Source organism: Parasedimentitalea huanghaiensis, from assembly GCF_009753675.1.
Classification (GTDB): domain Bacteria; phylum Pseudomonadota; class Alphaproteobacteria; order Rhodobacterales; family Rhodobacteraceae; genus Parasedimentitalea; species Parasedimentitalea huanghaiensis.
Genome location: NZ_WQLV01000007.1, coordinates 20,717 through 41,210, shown reverse-complemented (window position 1 = coordinate 41,210; position 20,494 = coordinate 20,717). Strand labels below are relative to the sequence as shown.

The window sequence follows — 20,494 nt, the reverse complement described above, 5'->3', positions numbered from 1 at the left end:
GAAGCGAGAGGCAATTACAATGACCACGATTTATCCACTGATCATCTGCGGCGGAAAAGGCACCCGCCTTTGGCCTTTGTCACGAACTCAAAGCCCCAAGCAGTTCCAAAAAATCAGCGGCCCTGAGTCGATGACCTTTTTCCAGGTCGCCGTGCAACGCCATCGCGGGCCAGTTTACCAGGATCCTGTGATTGTCACCGGTGGCATTCATCGTGGCACCGTGGTGAAACAACTGCGTGAAATTCAGTCCAAGGCGCAGATAATTTGCGAACCCGTTGGACGCAACACCGGTCCAGCTGTCCTCGCGGCTGCCCATGCTATTGCGCGCAAAGATCCAGACGCCTTATTTGTCGTGATCCCTGCGGATCACGTGATTGAAGGTCGTTTGACGGAAACAATCGAGGCGTGCATTCCAGCGGCTCAGGCTGGTCATATCATCACCTTCGGTATTCCGCCGCGTTATGCGGAAACCGGGTTTGGTTACATCACCGATGCCGGACCTTTGGCTGGGTTTGACACAGTTCGACAGGTTGGCGGCTTTGTCGAAAAACCTCCGCAGGAGGAAGCTCAGGCATTGATTGACAGTAAGTCGGCCTATTGGGCGTCAGGACTGTCGATGTTTTCCGCCAAAACTATCATCGAAGAATACCAGAAATTTGATCCAACGACCGCGGGCCACGTGAGTGCCTCTGTGGACTTTGGTTCTGATACGCCCGAAGCCTTGTATCTCGACGAGGCAGAATTCGCCGAATCCGCTGCCCAGCCCACCGAAAGTGTAGTGTTTGAACAAACAGACCGTATCGCTCTGGCGCCTTTGGATGTGTCGTGGAATGACGTAGGCAGCTGGTTGGCGATGTACAATATTTCGCAGCCCGACAAAGATGGCAATGTCCTGCAAGGCGATGTTGTCGCGCTGAATTCGATAAACACGATGGTCTCTACCGATACTCGTTTGGTCAGTGTGGTCGGACTGAGCGATATCATTGTCATCGACACGCCAGACGCACTGCTTGTGGCAAAAATGGATGAAACCCAGAACGTCAAAGCGGTTGTTGATCTGCTCAAAGCCAGCAAGCGCTCCGAGGCAGAAGTTCACGTCAATTCCACTCCGACCATGGTGCCGTTCCACAAACAAGACCAACTGGAAAAGATAGTCGAAACAGACCGGTTTCACCTGGGAACCGCCGAAATCGAAGTGGGGCGGACGATTTTGCTCGACCGTGGCTCGCGCAGCCAGCAGGTCATTGTGGTTCAGGGGACCGTTCATGCCACAGGCCCAGACTGGAGCAAGGCAGCGGTGGAAGGCGGGCGTATCTATGCAGATGAGGCCGGTAGTGTTCGCATCCTTAACAGTGGCGATACCACTGCGGAACTCCTGTTTGTGACGCTGGAAAATGCGGACTTAGATAAGCAAAACGAGCCTATTGTGATCAATGGCTGACAGGCAGGTACAAATACAGATCCGGGCTCTTTGGGTTGCGTTGATGTTCTGTGTCTCCTTTCTGGTGCCCAGCCCCTCTTGGGCTGGGCCCAACTCTGATTTGACGAAACTAGATCAGCAACTGACCGAGCTGTCCGATTTCTTGGTTCAGGACAGAGCTACCTTGCGTTTGCCCTTGGGGCAGTTGATGCATCGCACTGGATTGTCGGGCCTGACACCAGACTTGCCATCTTCGTACCAAATCCCAGTGACTGGCGTAAAAACCACAGATTCTCCGACCCAGTTGGCCAACACAAGCGTTGAAGATTTTCGCACAGCGCTGGCGCTGCTGACGCAGGTGCACGGTGGGCAAGATAATCTTGATGTCTTGAACGCACATCCAGGTGAAAGAACCCAGGCACTGACATTTCGCTCCGGATTGGTGACGCTGGACCACATCCGTGCCAGCCAGGCACAAACTTTTCCACAAGCCCAAATGCAGCCAAGGAACAACACTTTGCGGGTTCCGGTCATTCTCTGGGATGACACGGTGTTGCAGTTGGGCCCAGAAGACCATCTGCAACTTAGCCGTGGGGATGGGGCGTTTATCATCAGCTTTGGCCGCGTGGAGATAACCGGCAGTCGCGTTAGCGTTGTTGGGGAAGCCTCTCCAAGCAGCGGGGATTTTGTTCCCTTTTTCACCATCGGTGGTGGTGGTGCACTGCAAGTTGACAAGGCTGTCTTTCAGGGACTTGGCTTTGGCAAGTCACCAAAGTTTTCCGGCCTGTCGGTTGTGGCTCATCCGCTTTTGCCAACGGTCGGGGAAACGTGGATCACAGATACTTATTTTGATGATGTGCAGACGGTGTCATTGACTGGGATATCTGGTGGTGAGGTCTCTGGTAGCCAGTTTTATAATATGCGTAACAATGCTTTGCTGCTGTCGACCTCGTTGGGTACCAATGTACAGGGTAACCTGTTTTTTGGTTCGGGTCCGACAAATGCGATACGGGTTTTGCGCGGGTCCGACCACAGCACTCTCCAGGGGAATGTTCTGCTACAAGGTGACCGCTCTGGCATTTTGGTGCAGGGCCAAAGCAATCACGTCCTGGTGTCGGGGAATGTGATTTGGCGGCGCAGCGGCGGTGCAATCAAAATTTCCAGCTCAAATTGTGCTGTTGTACGCGACAATGTGATTCTGAACAGCCGCCAAAAGGGGGTTGATATTCGCTCCAGTAGCCAAACTACGGTTCAGGCAAATAAAATCAGTGGAAGCCGTAGCGCTGGGATTTGGGTTTCAGATCAGCCTAGAGATGCAGTGACCTATGTTTCAGACAATACTCTGCGCCAGAACAAAGCAGGGCTATCTACGGCCACAGGTGGACAGCTTATGCTAGTAGGAAACGACTTGTCAGATCAACTTCCACGTTTGATTGACGGTGATATTGCGCTGCAAAACAGAGCTGTCGCCACTAATTTGAGCGGCGAGACTCCGATGCTGATGTCAGCCGGTGGTACCCAATACCCTGTGCAGGTTGGCTTGGCTGAATGTGAGTCATGATCATGATATTACGCTTTTTTCTAGGCCTTTGGGTGTTTTGCGCCACGGCAGCAGTCGCGCAAAACATGCCGCTGCCGTTTGCAGACGATACCAAGGCCTCGCGGATCAGCGTCACGATTACACCTGATCCTCTCAGCATGAAGGGGTTGTCGCCATCGCTGGTCGCTGCGCGTCAGCAGCTGCATGCACATCAACCTGTAAGCGACGCTAATCTGATAAAACTGAGTGAGGCCGGCTATGGACTGGCGGCTCAGACCTATGCGCGTCGCCTGATCTCCGCCGGCGCGACGGTGAACACGCCGTCAGACGTGGCCTATTACAGCGCAATTGCGGTGGGCACCGGGCGGGTCTGGACGTTGCCCGACATGATCAAGGCGATGATGCGCCTTGATCCAGCCACAGAGCCACGCGACCGTCTTCGAAAGTATATTCAGGTGCTTTATCCGTATGCTTGGGCCGGAAATACACTGGCCCTGGATGCGGTCATTGAATTCAATGGTAAGGGCAAGCTGTTCGGTGAGCTCAGTGAAAGTACAAGAGACAAAATCCTAGAACAAAGCCAACGCAATGGTGATGGCAGGGTCGAGTTGCGCTTGGCGGTGGCTCTTTTGGAGCAAGTTAACCTCACTAAAGAACAGCAAGGCTGGGCGAGGTCCTATTTGCAGCGTGCGCAGACGTCATCGCATCTGGGTATCATGACGTCAGCTCAGAATCTGGTGGCGCTCATGGACAAGACATACGCAGCTAATGAATAGCTTAAAGAATAACAGGGCAGCAGGGGCTAGCTTATGACGGGCAACATGGTCAAATTTTTCAAATGTAACGCACGGGCTCAGTGCGCTGCGTTGTTGCTTTCGCTATTCGGCGCACCTCTGGCCGCGCAAAGCTCTGAATATGCTTGTTCTGGGCTGATGAACTCAGGAACCAGCCCGAGTGTGGAAGGATCGCAGGGCATGTTCTACAGCGTGTCTCCTGACCTGATGATGTCACATGAGATCACCGAAGAAATTGCCCAAGACCTTGCGGAACTGTCTGACACTCTCGCAGCACAGGGAACAACGTTAATCTATCTGGCGACGCCAACTAAGGCCCTGGGACAACCTCAAAATTTACCTTGGGCCGCAGTTGATTTGGGCTTTGACATTGATATTGCTGCTACGGTCTATGATGAGAACATTCAGCGCTTGAATCACCATGGGGTGGCTGCTCCAAATGTCCGTCATATCCTGGCGCGCGCTGCTATGGATGCCCCGGTATTTTTTGGACCTGACCCGCGGTTGAACTCGCACGGTGTGCGCACCATGGTGCGGGCTGCGGCGGAAATGGTTGCAGGATCGCCCGGGTATGCTGCATTGCCACAAACGGCGTTTCTCAGCGGGCTTAGTGGTAAAGCAGCTATGCACTCAGACAGGCGCCTTGATTTGCAAGATCATTGCGAAAAAGACCTGCCTGGTTTGACATTTGATCAAGTTCTGATGCGTCAAGGGGCGGCCCCGCAGGATCTGTTCAACTCGGTTGCGCCCATTGAAGTTGCAGTGGTCAGTTCAGAGATGACTGGTGGATCGACATTGGGTTTTGCGCATCATTTGCAAGAGGCCACCGGCCTGTCCGCTGGTCACTACAGCCTTGCCAAAGGTGGCTCCCTGGCGGCGATGACCGCCTATCTGACTTCACAACAGTTTCAGGCCAACAGGCCGTTATTTCTAATTTGGGAACAGCCCATTTGGATAAACTCTGGTGAATTTGGAGAGCAACCCCTGCGGGAATTGATTACAGCAGCCGGGCCGAGATGCGAGATTGTCTTACCTTTGCGGTTTGATAAGGGCCGCAAGGTTTTTCAGGCGGATCTGAGCGGCCTTGATCCAGCCAAACGCTACACCTTGTTCTTCGATAATGATGGCGTTCAGGTACAAGCGGCTCGCTTTATTTTTGCCGCCCGGAACAAGAGTGTTCGTGCCCGAACAGTCTACCGCACTCCTGATCAGGTTCTGACTGGGCGGTTCTACATGCCGATGTCAGGGCTGTGGCCTGAGGGGGCATCTCATGTGGACGTCCAATTGGGTGGTGGTTCCTTTGGCCCTGCCGCCAGTCTAACCGCCTGTCAGCAAGAGGAGGCATACTGATGCTGCGTAAACTTGCAGGTCTGGAAATAGGACTGAGTTTAGGGATACTTGGCATCCTGTTGCCATTTGGCGCCTCGGCCAATCCCCTTCCGATCGATTTTTTGCCGCCCAGCATTTCGTCACGCGATTTGTGCAATGCCCCTGCGGCTGGTGAGGCAGAGTTTCACACAGAACATGGACTGGGTGATCTGGTTTTGACCCATGAGTTGCGGTTGAAATTTTTGGTCCGCGACATTCATCGCCTGCAACGACAGGACGCGGATCGTTGGTTCGATTTTATCAACGCATTAATCACTCGCCGCGCTCAGTTGGACGATTCATTCGCTGGGGTGAGTGAAGAGTTTGCTCGTGTGGCCTTGTATCTTAAGGCCAGACGCCTTGATGAATTGCGCAGCATAAATCTGATTGGACAGCTACGTGTCCGGTCTGACGAGCTATCAAACAATCAGCAACTTGTCTTGGCGCGCTATTATCGCGAAGGCATTCTGGTGCCCACTGATCTTCCTTTTGCCCAGGAAATGCTGCGTGAGGCAGCCTTTGGTGGCAATGCCCGCGCCTTGACTGAGATCGCCCGCATGCAAATACGGGGTGAAATGCTCGAAGGTTGGGACGCACCGTTGGACTTGACGGTCACGCTGGCCTTTGGTGGATTGCTGGGTGAATTGACCCCGAGTGTTTGCAAGCGGGCCGAACGCATTGCACAGGAGTATCTGAAGGGTGATCTTGTGGTCGCCAATCCTGATATGGCACATGCCTGGCGCAAGTTTGCGGCGGATATGGGCGGGGTAAAGGCCGCGTGGCGCGTTGTGGAATACCATTTGAACGCCGACGCGGATCGCAAAGATCTAGACGAAATGCGCACCTATCTGAGACGTGCTGCACAACTGGGTCTGTCGCCTGACGAACGCCAAACCAGCCAGCTTTTGGCTAGTGGCGTGATCACAGCGCAAGAAATCGAAGACATTTTGGGCTTCAACCAAAGTCAAGACCGCCGGCGAGTCCAAAACTCTATGATCCCCTATTTTGACCTTGGGGTGCGCAAGAATGACGTCGTTGTCAATGAAGACAGCGTTCGCCTGCAGTATCTTCGCGAACTGTCCGCGATGCCAGAGGCTCCGGGGTTTGTTTTCACGGATCTCGCCGAAGAGGTGATTGCCCGCAAAGGTCGCTGGGCTGGTGAGGCTGAGGCTATGGACCTGCTTGAGGTTGCGGTCACCCGTGGCGACGAGACGGGCATGCAAATGCTGGCACGTTTTCTGATCCGCTATCGTGATGATCCTGTGCGTATCAATCGGGCGGAGAATCTTTTGCTTGATACTGTGTCGCGCTTCGGCATGGCCAGTTCCATGCAGGTTCTGGAAGGTTTGTATCGTTGCCAGTTGAATGATGCGCCACATAAGGACGCCGCCGATCTGTGGGCCCGCAACTATGCCGCAACTGGGCAAGCTGCGGTGCAGGCATCGGCCACCGACATTTTGACGCTGAGCCCGTTTCGATCCCCTGAATTACTGGCACGGATTCAAACGCAAGCCTTGCAAGGGCGCACACAGGCACGGGCAGAACTGGCGCAACTGTTGCAGTCAAACCCACTGACGTCAGAGGCGGCGCTGCGACTTTGGGCCAAGCGCCTTTCGCCATCTGATAAAGCGTTGGAAACCTTTGTTCGCATGGAAATGGAGCTATCCAGAACGCCAGCAGAGCGGGCCTTGGCAATAGAGTTTTTTCGCAGAGTGTATTTGAACAATGGCGTGACGTCGGCCTTGGATTTGTCGGTTGCATTACTTGAGGATCAAGCGCGCGAACCTGATGTGGCAAAAGACATCATCAAGATGTTGACCATCGCCGGGAACCGCGGCGAAGGGGCCTCAATTCGGTTGAAGTCACGGCTGTTGGCAAAAAGCACCAGCCCAGAAGACTACGCCGCCAGTGCATTTGTTATATATAATGAATTCAAGGATGTGATCGAAGAGCGTGGCGATTTTCTAGGGCTGATCTTTGCTATTCCGTTTCTGCCGGCAAACCGGGTGGATGACTATTTTGACCGCGCAGCATCTTTGATGGGTTGTGAAAACAAAGACGCCGATGAAATGGGCGATGCCTATGCCATTCGCCAGGACCCGGAAATGGTCTATCATTGGCGCAACGTGATACTGGATTTTGACGGCGGGCATTTGTTGTCGAAATTGAAGCTGGTCGACAGTCAAGTCAGACTGTTTGATGCCGGTTCTGCGCCTGATATGCAGGGTGTCGCGGCCCGCAACCTGACCGAGCGCGAGCCCAATGCCAATTTGCGCCTTTACCGTTTGACCGGAAACCCTGATTTGCCGGGCTTTGATGCTCAGGCGGCGGCGAGCCATCTGTTGGCCGTTTTGGAAGAGGCTCAGGGTGATGAGTTGGTCTGGGTGATGTCCAGTTATCGCACTGCGCATGAAGATGTGCGTGCACAGATTGATCAGCGCCGCGATATGGCGGCTGTATTGCGTAACGCGGCCAATGCTGGCGACAACAGAGCGCGGTTCGAGTATGCGATGCATTTGCGAGATCGCGCTCGAACGCCCGAAGATCTGCGCCAGTCTACACAGTGGTTACAAAAGGCTGCCGAAGGCGGGTATGATGAAGCCATGGTCGAGCTGGGCTTTGCCCTGGGCTTTGGTCTTGGTACCCAAAGTAACATTGGAGTTGCACTGGATTGGCTGGCACGCGCCGAAAATCTAAGTCACCCGCGTGCCGGTGAACTTGCCCAGTTGTTAGGGGCTGCTCATGGGAAGTAACACACTCAAAAGGTTTGAAACGGGAGCGCTTTTCATAGGTCTATCCTTTGCCGTGTTATCTGGGGCAGGCGCAGCTGCGGCTCAAGACGCATCGATCTGTGCCCCGGCGCCACCACCTATACAAAGCCTGTCAGTCCAAAGCCGCTATGAAGGCAGTGATGCCAGCCGCGCGACGCTGAACAAAGAAGCGCAGGCGAAAGCTGAGATCTCGCTAAAGCCACTGGATGATTTTTTGCGCGATCTTGCCGAAGGGCTTGAGACACTGTTGAAATCTGAGATGAGCCAACGCCCCGATCAGGCCGATTGTCTTATCCGCCAGCTCGCAGTCTGGGCCGAAGCAGATGCGTTGTCTGATCTGAGCACCCAAACCGCTCAGCTGACTATCGGTGCCCGCTTGGCCGGTCTTGCTATCGTCACAGGTCAAGCAGCGCAATTTTCCGCCGACGAACAGGGATTGGAGACAGTGGTCGCCTGGCTATCCCGTCGTGTCAGTGAGCAAATGAAGTTTTGGGAACAGGCTCCTAAAGGTGCTGCTTCGGGGAATTTGCGGGCCTGGGCTGGACTTGCCGCAACAGCAACTGCAGAATTGAGAAATGACATAGTCATGCGTTCCTGGGCGATCTGGTCGACGACATATGTGCTCTGTTCTGCCAATCCGGATGGAAGTCTGCCCCAAGAAATGACCCGCGGAAAATTCGCGTTGCATTATCAACTTTACGCGCTGGCCCCCTTGGTGACTTCAATTTTGTTGCTGGAACAACAAGGTACACCAATAGTCGATCAATGTGATCAAGCCCTAAAACGGGCAGTACATTTTGCTCTGTCCGATCTAGAAGATGGCGCACAGACTGAGGCAATGACAGGGAAGGTGCAGTCATTCTTCGATGGTAGTGCAGAGCTCGGCAAACATCATTTGGCGTGGCTGGAGGCCTATCTGACGTTAACATCGGATCCCTTGGCCGAAGATTTCGCCGCCCCGCGTCGGCCTTTGTCCTTTTCTAAACTGGGTGGCAACCAAACACTGATCTGGGACAGATAACGTGAGTTCCGGTTGCTTACTGTTCAACCGGTATTTGAGCTTTGTCAGGGGATATCAGGATAAGGCGGGTAGGGTGATCCATAAGCATCGAAGCCTGCTGATCCTTGATCCCTGTCGGTAGTTCAAAACCTTGCTCGAAGTTGTTTGGACCAACCGCCATCCGGTGTGATGGATGTCGCCTTTGACTGGGGACATAAGGTGATAACGGCCCACAGGATATCTTTCAGCCTTTTTGTTATTCGTGGCAGTCCATACCAGCCAAAGTTAAAGCGACGAAGCCTTTGCTCTGTGACAAGGCAACCAAAACAGATCGCTATCTGCGGCTGGCTGGGCGGCTCCGGAAAGCTTTGCAGGGCTCTTTCCCTGACTTGTTATGGAACGACAAGTTAAACAGCCAAGTGCTTACGCAGGTCTCATCGAGATTACATTTCGATTGCCGGACTTTGGTTCATCCGGTGGGCAGCGGCGTTCGAATGGATGTTCGCCGAACCATTGCATCCGTTTTGGTTCCAGCTTTGTCTCGTTTGCTAGCTATCAAGCTCAAATCGCTGATGCCCAACTGCATATGATGGGCAGCGGGCGAGGTGTCGCCCGCTCCTCAGGTGTGAAATAAATTTCATCTAGTGATTTTTTTTGACCAGCTCGTTGACCGGTTTCATTTTGCCTCCTACCAATCAAAGGCGAAGTTTCTTGCGGTGCCTGAAATAAATACCGCAGCTCGGCACATTCGTGCCATCGTGTAAAGGACCTTCAATTCAGATGCTCTAGGGAGGAGTAAGATGATGAAGCATAACGTTACTGGAATTCTGGCGTCTCTCGCCATGACGGCCTCGGTTATTTCTGTTTCCTCGGCACAGGCCGAAGGCGGACTGCGCTGCGAACCGGGAGAGACATATATCATGAACGTCATGGTGTCGGGGCACCCTTATTGGGTCCCGGTCTACCAGGGGTTCAAACAGGCCGCCGAGGCCTTTGGTTGCGAGACTGTGTTCTCGGGCACTCCGGACTACGACATCACCAAACAGATCGCGTCGTTTGAACAGGATATGGTCAAACAGCCGGCTGGCATTCTGGTGCATCCGATGCAGTCAGACCCGTTTATTGAGCCAATCGATCGTGCAATCGACAGTGGCACCGAAGTGGCAACCTTTGCGGCGGATTCGCCCAAGTCAAAGCGCACCGCTTACATTACGTCGGACAATCTGGCCGAGGCCAAGTTTGCTGCTGAAGAGATTGTAAGCCAGATTGGTGACAGTGCTGAATTTGCGGTGTTGGAGAACCCAGGTCAGTCCAACCACGACCTGCGCGTCACCGCACTGCTGTCCTATATGGAAGAGCACTATCCCAACATGAAGTTGGTCGGACGTCAGGCCACCAATCAGGATAGCACTGCAGCCTATCGCGCCACAGCGTCGATCTTGCAAGCCAACCCAAATCTGGGCGCTTTGTGGATCCCCGAGGCAGGCTCGGCTGAAGGTGCAGTTGCCGCCATTCTGGAAGCCAAAGCCGAGGTTTTGGTCATGCATGCCGATATCACGCCTACCACGCTGGAGCACATCAAGGCAGGCAATATCCACATGGCGCTGAACCCGAACCAAGCCATGCAGGGATTCATGGGCTTTATGTCCACATTCCTGGCGGCACATTCCGAAGTCTTTGATCCGTTCAACGACTACAAGGTATCAGGATATAACCCGATGCAAATTCCTTTTGTTGACAACGGTTTTTCCGTCATCACTAAAGAAAATGCAGATAGCTTTGATCTGAATGTCTACATGGATGGCCGCGATCCCAGCTGATTGTTGATCTAAACATTCTTGATGGGCCGTTTGCCAATTGCGGCCCGTCACATTTTGCAATTCAAATGGACTGAAACCCGCCCATGCCAGATGACGTGATCCTCAGTATTTCAAACGTCAGCAAGTCCTTTGGCGCCATTCGCGCGCTTCGGGGTGTTGATTTTGAACTGCGTCGCGGTGAAATCCACGCATTGGCGGGCGAAAATGGCGCGGGGAAATCCACGCTGATGAATGTCATCGATGGCATTCTAAAACCGGACAGCGGCGAGATTAACTGGGATGGAAAACCTGTCCGGATCAGTTCTCCGACTAAGGCGCAGAAGCTGGGTATCGGATTTGTGCATCAAGAGATCGCCCTGTGCCCGGACGTCTCTGTGGCTGAAAACATATTCATGTCGACCACCAATATCAGCCGCTCGTTCTTGATGGATTACAAAGGGCTGGAGGCCAAGGCACGTGAAGTGTTCCGCCAACTCAGCGATATTGATCCCTCGGTTCTGGTGCGGGATCTTTCGATTTCGAACCAGCAGTTGGTTGAGATCGCCAAGGCGTTAACGCTGGATTGTAAGGTCTTGATCCTTGATGAGCCCACCGCTGCACTGACCGAGAAAGAGGCGCAGGTGCTGTTTGGTATCATGCGGCGGCTGGCAGACAGCGGTATCGCAATCATTTACATTTCACACCGCATGATCGAGATCTTCGACAACTGTGATCGGGTGACGGTATTTCGCGATGGTCAATATATCACCACGCGTGATGTGGCCGAGATTGAACCTGCGGATGTGGTCAACGCCATGGTGGGGCGGGTGATCGAGAACCTATATCCGGACAAACAGGCGCAGGTTGATAAATCAGAAGACATTATTCTCGATGTGCAGGGGCTGACGGATAACAAACGATTCAGCGATGTCTCGTTCCAGCTGAAAAAGGGTGAGATCCTCGGCATTGCCGGGTTGATCGGCTCGGGACGCAGCGAAATCGTCAAAGGCATTTGCCGGTTGGAAGGTGATATTTCCGGTGATGTTAGTCTGAACGGCGAACAGCTTGATCTGAAGCACTATCAAGACAGTATCGCTGCAGGCATGGTCTATCTGTCCGAAGATCGCAAAGGCGACGGTATCTTTTTGGATATGCCGATCTCTAACAATGTGTCCGCCTTGAAGCTGGACCAAGTGGCCAGTCCGTTGGGGCTGATCAATCGTGAGCTAGAGGACGGGCAGGCCGAAAGATTGGGCAACAAGCTGAACCTGAAGTGTGGTCAGCTATCGGATCCAGTTTCGTCACTGTCGGGTGGCAATCAGCAAAAGGTCGCGATTGCCAAGATGCTGTCGGTGAACCCCAAACTGATCTTTCTGGATGAACCTACGCGCGGTGTTGACGTTGGCGCCAAGGCCGAAATTCACCGCATTCTGCGCGATTTGGCCCGCAGTGGCGTGGGCATTGTGGTGATCTCGTCTGAACTGCCTGAGCTGATCGGGGTCAGTGACCGGGTGCTGGTGGTCCGCGAGGGGCGCATCGGCGGAGTGGTCGAAGGCGACATGATTACTGAAGAAAACATTATGCATCTGGCTTCGGGCCTGGATGCCCAAGAACTGACGGGCTGAGGGAGAGCACGGTGGAGAACTCGATAGAAATAACAGCTTCGGCGCCCGCAGAGCCAACGACCAGCACGTTGCACAAATTGCTGCGGATGCGTGAAACCGGGCTGATTGCGATCATATTGGTGATGTTTGTGATTATGTCCTTTGCCTCGCCTTATTTCCTGACCTGGGTGAATATGAGGGCCATGGTGATGGCCTTCGCGGTCGAGGGTATCGTGGTGGTTGGAATGACCATCTTGCTGATCTCTGGCGGGATCGACCTGTCAGTTGGCTCGGTCACCGCGCTGTCGATGGTGATTGCCGGCTGGCTGTTCCTGCAGGGCATTGACCCCTGGGTGGCCTCGGCCATCGCGATTGCGGCCTGTACTGCCATTGGGGCCTTTATGGGGTTCTTTGTCACCCGCGTTGGGCTGCATCACTTCATTGTGTCGCTGGCGATCATGGTGATCGCACGGGGGGCGTGTTTGCTGGGTACTGGCGGGCGACCGCTGGGGCTGTACACGCTGCCGCCTGAGTTCAAATTCATTGGTCAGGGCACAATAGGGCCAATACCGCTGGTGATTATCATCTTCTTGGTGGTGGTGCTCGTGTTCGACTTCATGCTGCGCCGTACCACTGTATTTCGCAAAGTTTTCTATACCGGCAGCAATGAAAAGGCCGCAGCCTATTCCGGTATTCGCACTAAGAAAGTGATCTTTCTGACCACCACTCTGTGTTCTGCATTGGCTGGGTTTGCTGGCATTATCTACATGGCTCGGTTTGGCTCGGCGCAGCCCACCTTTGGGTTGGGGATGGAGCTGAACGTGATCGCCGCAGCGGTGATTGGCGGCGCCAGCCTGACGGGCGGGTCCGGCACCATCTTTGGCGCCATCCTTGGTGTGGTGCTGCTGTCGGTGGTGTCCAGCTCGCTCGCACTGTTGGATGTGTCGGTCTACTGGCAGGACATCATTCGCGGCTCGATTTTGTTGGCGGCGGTGTCGATTGACCACTACCTGCACAAGAAACGCGGATAAGGGAGGGCAAAGACATGTCAGAACGTATCCCAGATTTTGAACTCTCGCGACAGATCCATACAGTACTGGTGTTGCATTTCGTCGAAGGCTTAAAGCAGTCAGAGATTGCTAAACGACTGAACCTGTCAACGTCCAAGGTGAACCGGTTGATTGCGCAAGGGCGCAAGCAGGGCATGGTCAAGATTGACGTCACAAGCCCGTTTCAGCGGCTGGCAGATCTGGAAAACCGCTTGGTTGGGGCAACTGCGCTAAATGGCGCGATGGTAACACCAACAGTGTCAGGCAATCCGAACACCACGCTGCAACAGGTTGGTCGGGCGGCTGCAAACATGCTGCTCGAGACCATCCGGGACGGTGATGTCATTGCGATCACCGGCGGCAAGGCGGTGAGTGCCGTAGTCGAGAACCTGTCACCTGAGCGTAAGATAGACGTGACTGTCGTGCCGCTGACCGGCGGGGTGCAGGGCAAGTTTTATACGGATGTGAACCATCTTGCGACGCAAATGGCCGAACGGTTGGGCGGCACACCGATGTTGATCCACGCGCCGCTGTTTGCCGAAAGCCGTAATCAGCGCGACATGCTGAAAAGCATGGCCTCGACCAAAGAGGTGTTCGACCTGGCTCGCCGTGCCAATGTGGCGCTGGTTGGGGTTGGCTCGGTCGAACCACGCGGCTCCAGCTACTACGATCTGAACCCAGTACCCGAGGCGGACCGCAAGATGCTGGTTGGCATGGGCGTTGCGGCTGAATTCATGGCGCATCTGATCGGCGAAAACGGGCGTCTTGCTGAGTATGAACTGAACTCGCGTCTGGTGGCACTGGACCCGAGCGAGCTGGAAACCTGCCGCACCGTGATTGGCATCGCTGCCGGGGAACAGAAAACACGGCCCATACGGGCAGTCCTGAATGGAAATTTCCTGGATTCACTGGTCCTGGACGAAGAGACCGTCAACGCGGTGCTAGAGACTATGGAAAGGTCAAAACATGTCGCATGAAATGCTAACACGCCCAATTGGGGCATCCGGGATCGAAGCCTCGGTGATTGGTCTGGGCACATGGGCCATTGGCGGCTGGATGTGGGGCGGCACTGACGAAGCACAGTCAATCGAGGCTATTCAAACCGCCGTAGACGAAGGTGTCACCCTGATCGACACTGCTCCTGCTTATGGTCAGGGACTGGCCGAAGAGATCGTCGGCAAAGCTTTGGTTGGGCGCCGTGATAAAGTTGTTTTGGCAACCAAATGTGGGCTGGTCTGGCATAGCCAGAAGGGCAACCATTTCTTTGACTACGACGGTCAGCCAGTGCACCGCTATCTGGGTAAAGATGCGATCATTTATGAGGTTGAGCAAAGCCTGACACGGCTGAAAACTGACTATATTGACCACTACATCACCCACTGGCAGGATCCGACCACCCCTATCGCCGAGACGATGGAGGCGCTGGAAACACTGAAACAACAGGGCAAAATTCGTTCGATCGGGGCCAGCAACACCAGTGCAGATGATGTTGCTGCCTATGTGGCTGGGGGGCAGCTGGATGCCATCCAAGAAGAATACAGCATGGTCAAACGCGATATTGAGACCTCGCTACTGCCGCTTTGTGCGGAACACGGTGTTTCGGCGCTAAGTTATTCGTCGCTGGCACTGGGACTGCTAAGTGGCAAGGTTGGACCGGATCGGGAATTCTCGGGCGATGATCAGCGCAAGGACAACCCGCGATTTTCCATGGCAAACCGCCAAAAGATTGCGGCACTGATGGTGGAAATCGCACCTGTTGCCGATGCCCATGACGCAACCTTGGCGCAGACGGTGATTGCCTGGACTGTGCAACAACCCGGCATCACCTTTTCACTCTGTGGTGCCCGCAACGCGGACCAGGCCCGCGAGAATGCCGCCGCAGGGCGCATCAGACTTTCACAACAGGACATCGCAACCATTACCGTCGCCGCCGGGACACATTTGACCAACCTCGACGGCTAACCAGAACTAAAAATCGACAACAAGAAGGCGTCAGAGGGCAACTCTGGCGAACGGAGAAGTTATGTCTGCGCAACGACACAACAGCTTTCAGCGCATCCGCGATAACGGTGCCTTTGACGTCGTCGTCATCGGCGGCGGTATCAATGGGCTGGGCGTCTACCGCGAACTGGCCCTGCAAGGGCTGCGGGTGCTGCTGGTCGAGCGCAACGATTTTTGTTCAGGCTGCAGCGCGGCACCATCGCGGATGATCCACGGTGGACTGCGCTATCTGGAAAATGGCGAGTTTGACTTGGTGCGCGAGTCACTGGCGGAGCGGGATGCACTTTTGCGCAACGCACCGCATATGGTACGGCCGCTGCCAACCACGATCCCTATCACCTCGCTGTTTTCGGGGTTGTTTAATGCTGCGACCAGTTTCTTTGGCGGATCGGGCAAGCCGTCGAACCGTGGCGCGTTACCGATCAAGGCCGGTTTGACGCTTTATGATTTGGTGACCCGCAAACGCCGGATCTTGCCTAAGCATAAGTTTCGCAGCGCCAAATCAACTTGGAGGCAATGGCCAAACCTGACACGCAAGCTGTTGTTCTCGGCCACCTATTACGATGCATGGATTTCGCATCCAGAGCGGTTAGGGGTGGAGTTGATCACGGACACCGAAACGCTGGCTCCGGATTCGGTTGCGGTAAACTATGCTGAATTGAATGCGATGGATGGGGCATTTTTGGTAAACGACGTAGAAACTGGTGACCAATTCTCAGTGACCGCGCGGGCGGTGGTGAATGCTTCGGGGGCTTGGCTAGACGAAGTGATAGCGCAGCTATCGTCATCAGAGACCAAGCCACCACCACTGGTGTCCGGCACCAAAGGGTCGCATCTGATCCTGGACAACCCGGCACTGCTGCAAGCGTTGGACGGCCACATGATGTATTTCGAAAATACTGATGGCCGGGTTTGCATTGTGTTTCCTTATCTGGGCAAGGTACTGGCCGGCTCGACTGATATCCGGGTGACCGCAGCCTCACGGACCCGCTGCGAGCCAGAGGAAATGGACTATATCCTGACGTCACTGCGTTTGATCTTTCCGCAGGTCCCGGTGAGCGAGGACGAGGTTATGTTTAGCTACAGTGGTATCCGGCCACTGCCGTCGAGCGATCATGATTTCACCGGTCGCATTTCACGCGGACATTTCACCCAAAAGATCGACGGCACGGTGCCGCAGTTCTGCATGGTCGGGGGCAAGTGGACGACGTTTCGCGCCTTTGCGCAACAGACAACGGACGAAGTGCTGGCCGAGTTGAGTAAGCCTCGCAAGCAGGATACAATTGACCTGCCCATCGGTGGAGGAGCTGATTTCCCGGCGGGCGATGGTGCGATGGCGCGGGCGCTGATGGTGGAGTTCTCACTGGCGGCAGACAGGGCCGAGCATCTGGTGCAGGTTTATGGCACCCGATCACGTGAGCTTATGCGATATAGCGTTGCCAGTGGCGATGATCAGACGCTGACGCAGGACTGTCACTATACGGCTGCAGAAATCAGGTTTCTGGTGCAACGGGAACATGTTGTGCACCTGTCCGACATCGTGCTTCGGCGCACAGATCTGGCCATTACGGGCCGGTTAAGCCTGCCCCTGATTGATGCCATCGCTGACCTGATGGCGCAGGACCTGGATTGGAGCCAAGATCAGTTGGTGGCCGAGCGGACATCATTGTTGAATGAGTTGGAAAAATTCCACGGTGTCTTGCTGTCAGAGCAAGAGCCGAATGCAAAATCAAGGAGAATGGAATGCGTGTAAGCACCAAAGCCCGCATGAATCGGATGTTCACCAATGGTGGCTGTCTGGATGTCGCGATTGATCACGGGGTCTGCAACGAACCCAGCTTTATGGTCGGGCTAGAGGACATGGGCAGTGTTGTGAACACCCTGATCGACGCCCGCCCGGATGCAATTCAGATGGCCTATGGTCAGGCTGATTTGCTGCAAGCCCGGCCCGAGAAAGACAAACCGGCGCTGGTGATGCGGATCGACATGGGCAATCCCTATAACGACCAACGCCACCGGGTGATGTGGTCCCTGTTACAAAACGCGGAAGAGCCGATTATCGGCGCGCTGGAAATGGATGCTGCTGCGGTGGTGGTGAACCTGTTCATGTTGCCGGACGAGCCCGAGCTGTTCCGCCAGTGTGTCGAGAACATCTCAAAGGTGCGGGCGGCCTGCGAAAAATACGGCATGCCGCTGATGATCGAACCACTGGTGATGCTGCCCAATGACATCCGTGGTGGTTATCAGGTGGATGGCAATGCCGACAAGATTGTCACGCTGACCCGGCTGGCCAGTGAAATGGGCGCGGACATTATCAAGGCCGACCCAACCGAACATGCCGAGGATTTCCATCGCGTAGTTGAGGCTGCTCGGGTGCCTGTGTTGGTGCGGGGCGGCGGCAAGGAAAACCTGAAAACCGTGCTGATGAAATCAGCGGCGCTGATGGGGCAGGGCGCCAAAGGCATGGTCTATGGTCGCAATATCTATCAGCATGACAATCCTAAAGCGGTGGTCGCCTCACTGATGGCGATGATCCACGATGGCGCCAGTGGCGAAGAAGCATGGGATATTTACAACCGTGAGTGATCAACAGACATATCTGCTGGGGCTGGATGCGGGCAACACTGTGATCAAGGCGGTGTTGTTTGATCTGCAGGGACGTCAGGTCGCGATGCATGCACTGGATGGGCAATCCTCGACGCCGCAGCCGGGATATGTTGAGCGTGACCTGAACGAGCTGTGGGCCAATGCCAAAACGGCAATCCGTAACTGTATTGATGCGGCAGGTATCGCACCAAGCCAGATTGCAGCGGTTGGCTGTGCCGGTCATGGCAACGGGCTGTATCTGGTGGACCGCGATGGCGAACCACTGATTGGCATTCAGTCGCTGGACACCCGTGCGGCGGATCTGGCGGCGGAGCTGGCCGAGGCACACGGTGATGCCCTGCATGAGATTTGCTTGCAAAAACCCTGGCCCTCGCAAACGCCTGTGTTGCTGGCATGGATCAAACGGCACCGCCCTGAAATCTATGCGCAGGTTGGATCTGTGATGTTGTGCAAGGATTTCATCAACTTCAAACTGACAGGACTTCGCACAAGCGACATTTCGGACATGTCCGGCTGTGGGCTGCTGCGAATGCCGGATTGCATTTATGATGACGATCTGCTGGCGCTATATGGGCTTGAAGATGCACGCCCGATGTTGCCCTGGTTGTTTGACCCTGCTGATGTCGCGGGAACAGTCAGCGCCCAGTGTGCTGAGGCCACAGGATTGGCGGAAGGTACACGCGTGGTGGGCGGGTATTTTGACGTGGTCTCTAGCGCGATGGGATCTGGCGTGGTTGAGGCAGGACAAGCCTCGATCATCTGTGGCACCTGGAGCATCAATCAGGTGTTTTCATCCGCGCCTGTGGTCGATCCGGGTGTGTTCATGGTTGCCGGTTTTGGTCGCGCTCGATTTGTGAATATCGAGGCCAGTGCGACCTCGGCAGCCAATTTGGAGTGGTACGTCCGAGAGTTCATAGAACGCGGCGCACACCATGACGACCCGTTTGGATATAGCAATGCAAAGGTAGCAGAAATCACGCCTGCGGCAGACGATCCGTATTTCCACCCCTTCCTATATGGATCAGGGCAGGGGGCAGACTATCGCGCTGGGTTCTATGGCGTTGCCGGCTGGCACGGCGAAGGCCACATGCTGCGCGCCCTGTTTGAGGGCGTGATGTTCGAACATCGCCGCCATATTGAGGTGCTGCGCAGTGCTGGAGTGGAATTCAACTCGGCGGTGCTGTCCGGCGGTGGGTCGCGCAGCCCTATCTGGCCACAGATGTTTGCTGATGGGTTAGGTGTGCCGGTGACAGTCGCCGAAGCACAGGAGACCGGTGCCCTGGGGGCTGCCATCGGCGCGGGTTTGGGGGCTGGGCTGTTTGCCGATTATGAGGCGGGTATTGCTGCAATGACCCGCTGGCGTGCCTCGTTCACGCCGGACGCCGGGATGCAGTCCCACTATGACAAACGCTACAGCCGCTATCTGCAGTTAAGCGAAGCCATGAAACCGCTGTGGACCCAGTCCTGACACCTAACCAGTCCTGACACCAAATTTGACAAGTAAGGAGTACAGCCATGCGTGCTGTTGGATTTTTGAATTCGCTACCAATCGAAGAAGCTGAAAGCCTGTTCGATGTGGACCTGCCGGATCCTAAACCAGAAATGAATGATCTGTTGGTCGAGATTGAGGCTGTCTCGGTCAACCCGGCGGATGCCAAACGGCGCATTCGCACCGCTGTAGACACACCACACGAGACGCCATTTATCCTTGGCTATGATGCGGTGGGCATTGTGGTCGAATGCGGAGCTGACGTGACGGGTTTCAAACCGGGTGACCGGGTGTGGTACGCAGGTGATGCCAATCGCCCCGGCTCTTATGCATCGATGCAATGTGTCGATCACCGCATTGCCGCCCATGCACCCAAAAGCGTCTCTCCCGAGGCTGCGGCATCTCTGCCACTGGTTTCGCTCACCGCGTGGGAAATCCTGTTTGAACGGCTGCAGGTGCCACAGGGCGAAACTCCGTTTTCATTGTTGATCATTGGTGGCGCTGGTGGTGTTGGATCAATAACCGCGCAGATTGCCCGCAAATTGACCAATGCAACAGTAATCGCCACAGCTTCGCGGCCTGAAACGGCCAAATGGTGCCGTCAAATGGGCGCTCATCATGTGGTGAACCACCGCGATCTGGTCAAGGATATGAAGCAGGCCGGGTTCGAGCAGTCCGATTACATCGTGCAATATGCCGACACGGCCCAGCACTGGGATGCCATGTGCGAGTTGATCGCGCCTCAGGGCCGGATCGGTACCATTGTCGAGACCTCGGAAAAGCTGGATGTTTCGGCGCTGCAAGGTAAATCTGCCGCGCTGATGTGGGAGCTGATGTTCACACGCTCGCTGTTTGGGACGCCGGACATGTACAAGCAGGGCCAGATCCTGACGCACATGGCGCGGTTGGTTGATGATGGGACCATTGCCACAACCGAAACCAAGGTTCTGCATGGACTGTCTTCGAACACCTTGAAAGAGGCCCACCGGATCATCGAAGGTGCTGCCATGATCGGCAAACTCGTGATCAAATACTAACCTCAAGACTCGGAT

General features: G+C 54.9%; 15 protein-coding genes. All 15 read left to right on the top strand.

The features are described 5' to 3' along the window. The first annotated feature begins 19 nt into the window (after positions 1–19). Positions 20–1,441, top strand: a complete 1,422-nt coding sequence (locus GO984_RS12405) for a mannose-1-phosphate guanylyltransferase (RefSeq protein ID WP_157022847.1) — start codon at positions 20–22, stop codon at positions 1,439–1,441. Beyond that, the gene (locus GO984_RS12400; RefSeq protein WP_157022846.1) at positions 1,434–2,981 is read left to right on the top strand and encodes a right-handed parallel beta-helix repeat-containing protein; all 1,548 of its coding nucleotides are present in this window, start codon (positions 1,434–1,436) and stop codon (positions 2,979–2,981) included. The genes GO984_RS12405 and GO984_RS12400 overlap by 8 nt, the downstream gene beginning before the upstream one ends. A gap of 2 nt (positions 2,982–2,983) precedes the next feature. Beyond that, complete coding sequence (locus tag GO984_RS12395) at positions 2,984–3,736, top strand: hypothetical protein (protein WP_157022845.1); 753 nt, start codon at positions 2,984–2,986, stop codon at positions 3,734–3,736. A gap of 45 nt (positions 3,737–3,781) precedes the next feature. Beyond that, positions 3,782–5,104 (top strand): alginate O-acetyltransferase AlgX-related protein, encoded by a 1,323-nt coding sequence (locus tag GO984_RS12390; protein ID WP_167740317.1) that lies wholly within the window; start codon positions 3,782–3,784, stop codon positions 5,102–5,104. Next, entirely contained in the window at positions 5,104–7,875 is a 2,772-nt protein-coding gene (locus GO984_RS12385; RefSeq protein WP_157022843.1) for an SEL1-like repeat protein, read from the top strand. The genes GO984_RS12390 and GO984_RS12385 overlap by 1 nt, the downstream gene beginning before the upstream one ends. Further along, positions 7,865–8,914, top strand: coding sequence for an alginate lyase family protein (locus tag GO984_RS12380; protein WP_157022842.1), 1,050 nt, complete (start codon positions 7,865–7,867; stop codon positions 8,912–8,914). Before GO984_RS12385 ends, GO984_RS12380 begins: the two co-directional genes overlap by 11 nt. Before the next feature lie 779 nt (positions 8,915–9,693). Next, positions 9,694–10,713, top strand: coding sequence for a substrate-binding domain-containing protein (locus GO984_RS12375; RefSeq protein WP_209279409.1), 1,020 nt, complete (start codon positions 9,694–9,696; stop codon positions 10,711–10,713). A gap of 83 nt (positions 10,714–10,796) precedes the next feature. Then, complete coding sequence (locus GO984_RS12370; RefSeq protein WP_157022841.1) at positions 10,797–12,317, top strand: sugar ABC transporter ATP-binding protein; 1,521 nt, start codon at positions 10,797–10,799, stop codon at positions 12,315–12,317. A gap of 11 nt (positions 12,318–12,328) precedes the next feature. Further along, positions 12,329–13,327 (top strand): ABC transporter permease, encoded by a 999-nt coding sequence (locus GO984_RS12365; protein WP_342448083.1) that lies wholly within the window; start codon positions 12,329–12,331, stop codon positions 13,325–13,327. A 14-nt stretch (positions 13,328–13,341) separates the two neighbouring features. Continuing rightward, positions 13,342–14,322: a sugar-binding transcriptional regulator gene (locus GO984_RS12360; RefSeq protein ID WP_157022840.1), complete on the top strand. Its 981-nt coding sequence runs from the start codon at positions 13,342–13,344 to the stop codon at positions 14,320–14,322. Next, on the top strand, positions 14,312–15,307 hold the full coding sequence (locus GO984_RS12355) for an aldo/keto reductase (protein WP_157022839.1): 996 nt from the start codon (positions 14,312–14,314) through the stop codon (positions 15,305–15,307). Before GO984_RS12360 ends, GO984_RS12355 begins: the two co-directional genes overlap by 11 nt. Before the next feature lie 61 nt (positions 15,308–15,368). Then, entirely contained in the window at positions 15,369–17,099 is a 1,731-nt protein-coding gene (locus tag GO984_RS12350; RefSeq protein ID WP_157022838.1) for a glycerol-3-phosphate dehydrogenase/oxidase, read from the top strand. After that, positions 17,090–17,932 (top strand): class I fructose-bisphosphate aldolase, encoded by an 843-nt coding sequence (locus GO984_RS12345; protein ID WP_157022837.1) that lies wholly within the window; start codon positions 17,090–17,092, stop codon positions 17,930–17,932. The genes GO984_RS12350 and GO984_RS12345 overlap by 10 nt, the downstream gene beginning before the upstream one ends. Continuing rightward, positions 17,925–19,421, top strand: coding sequence for an FGGY-family carbohydrate kinase (locus GO984_RS12340; protein WP_342448082.1), 1,497 nt, complete (start codon positions 17,925–17,927; stop codon positions 19,419–19,421). The genes GO984_RS12345 and GO984_RS12340 overlap by 8 nt, the downstream gene beginning before the upstream one ends. 47 nt (positions 19,422–19,468) lie before the next feature. Next, positions 19,469–20,479: a zinc-binding alcohol dehydrogenase family protein gene (locus tag GO984_RS12335; protein WP_157022835.1), complete on the top strand. Its 1,011-nt coding sequence runs from the start codon at positions 19,469–19,471 to the stop codon at positions 20,477–20,479. Positions 20,480–20,494 lie beyond the last annotated feature (15 nt).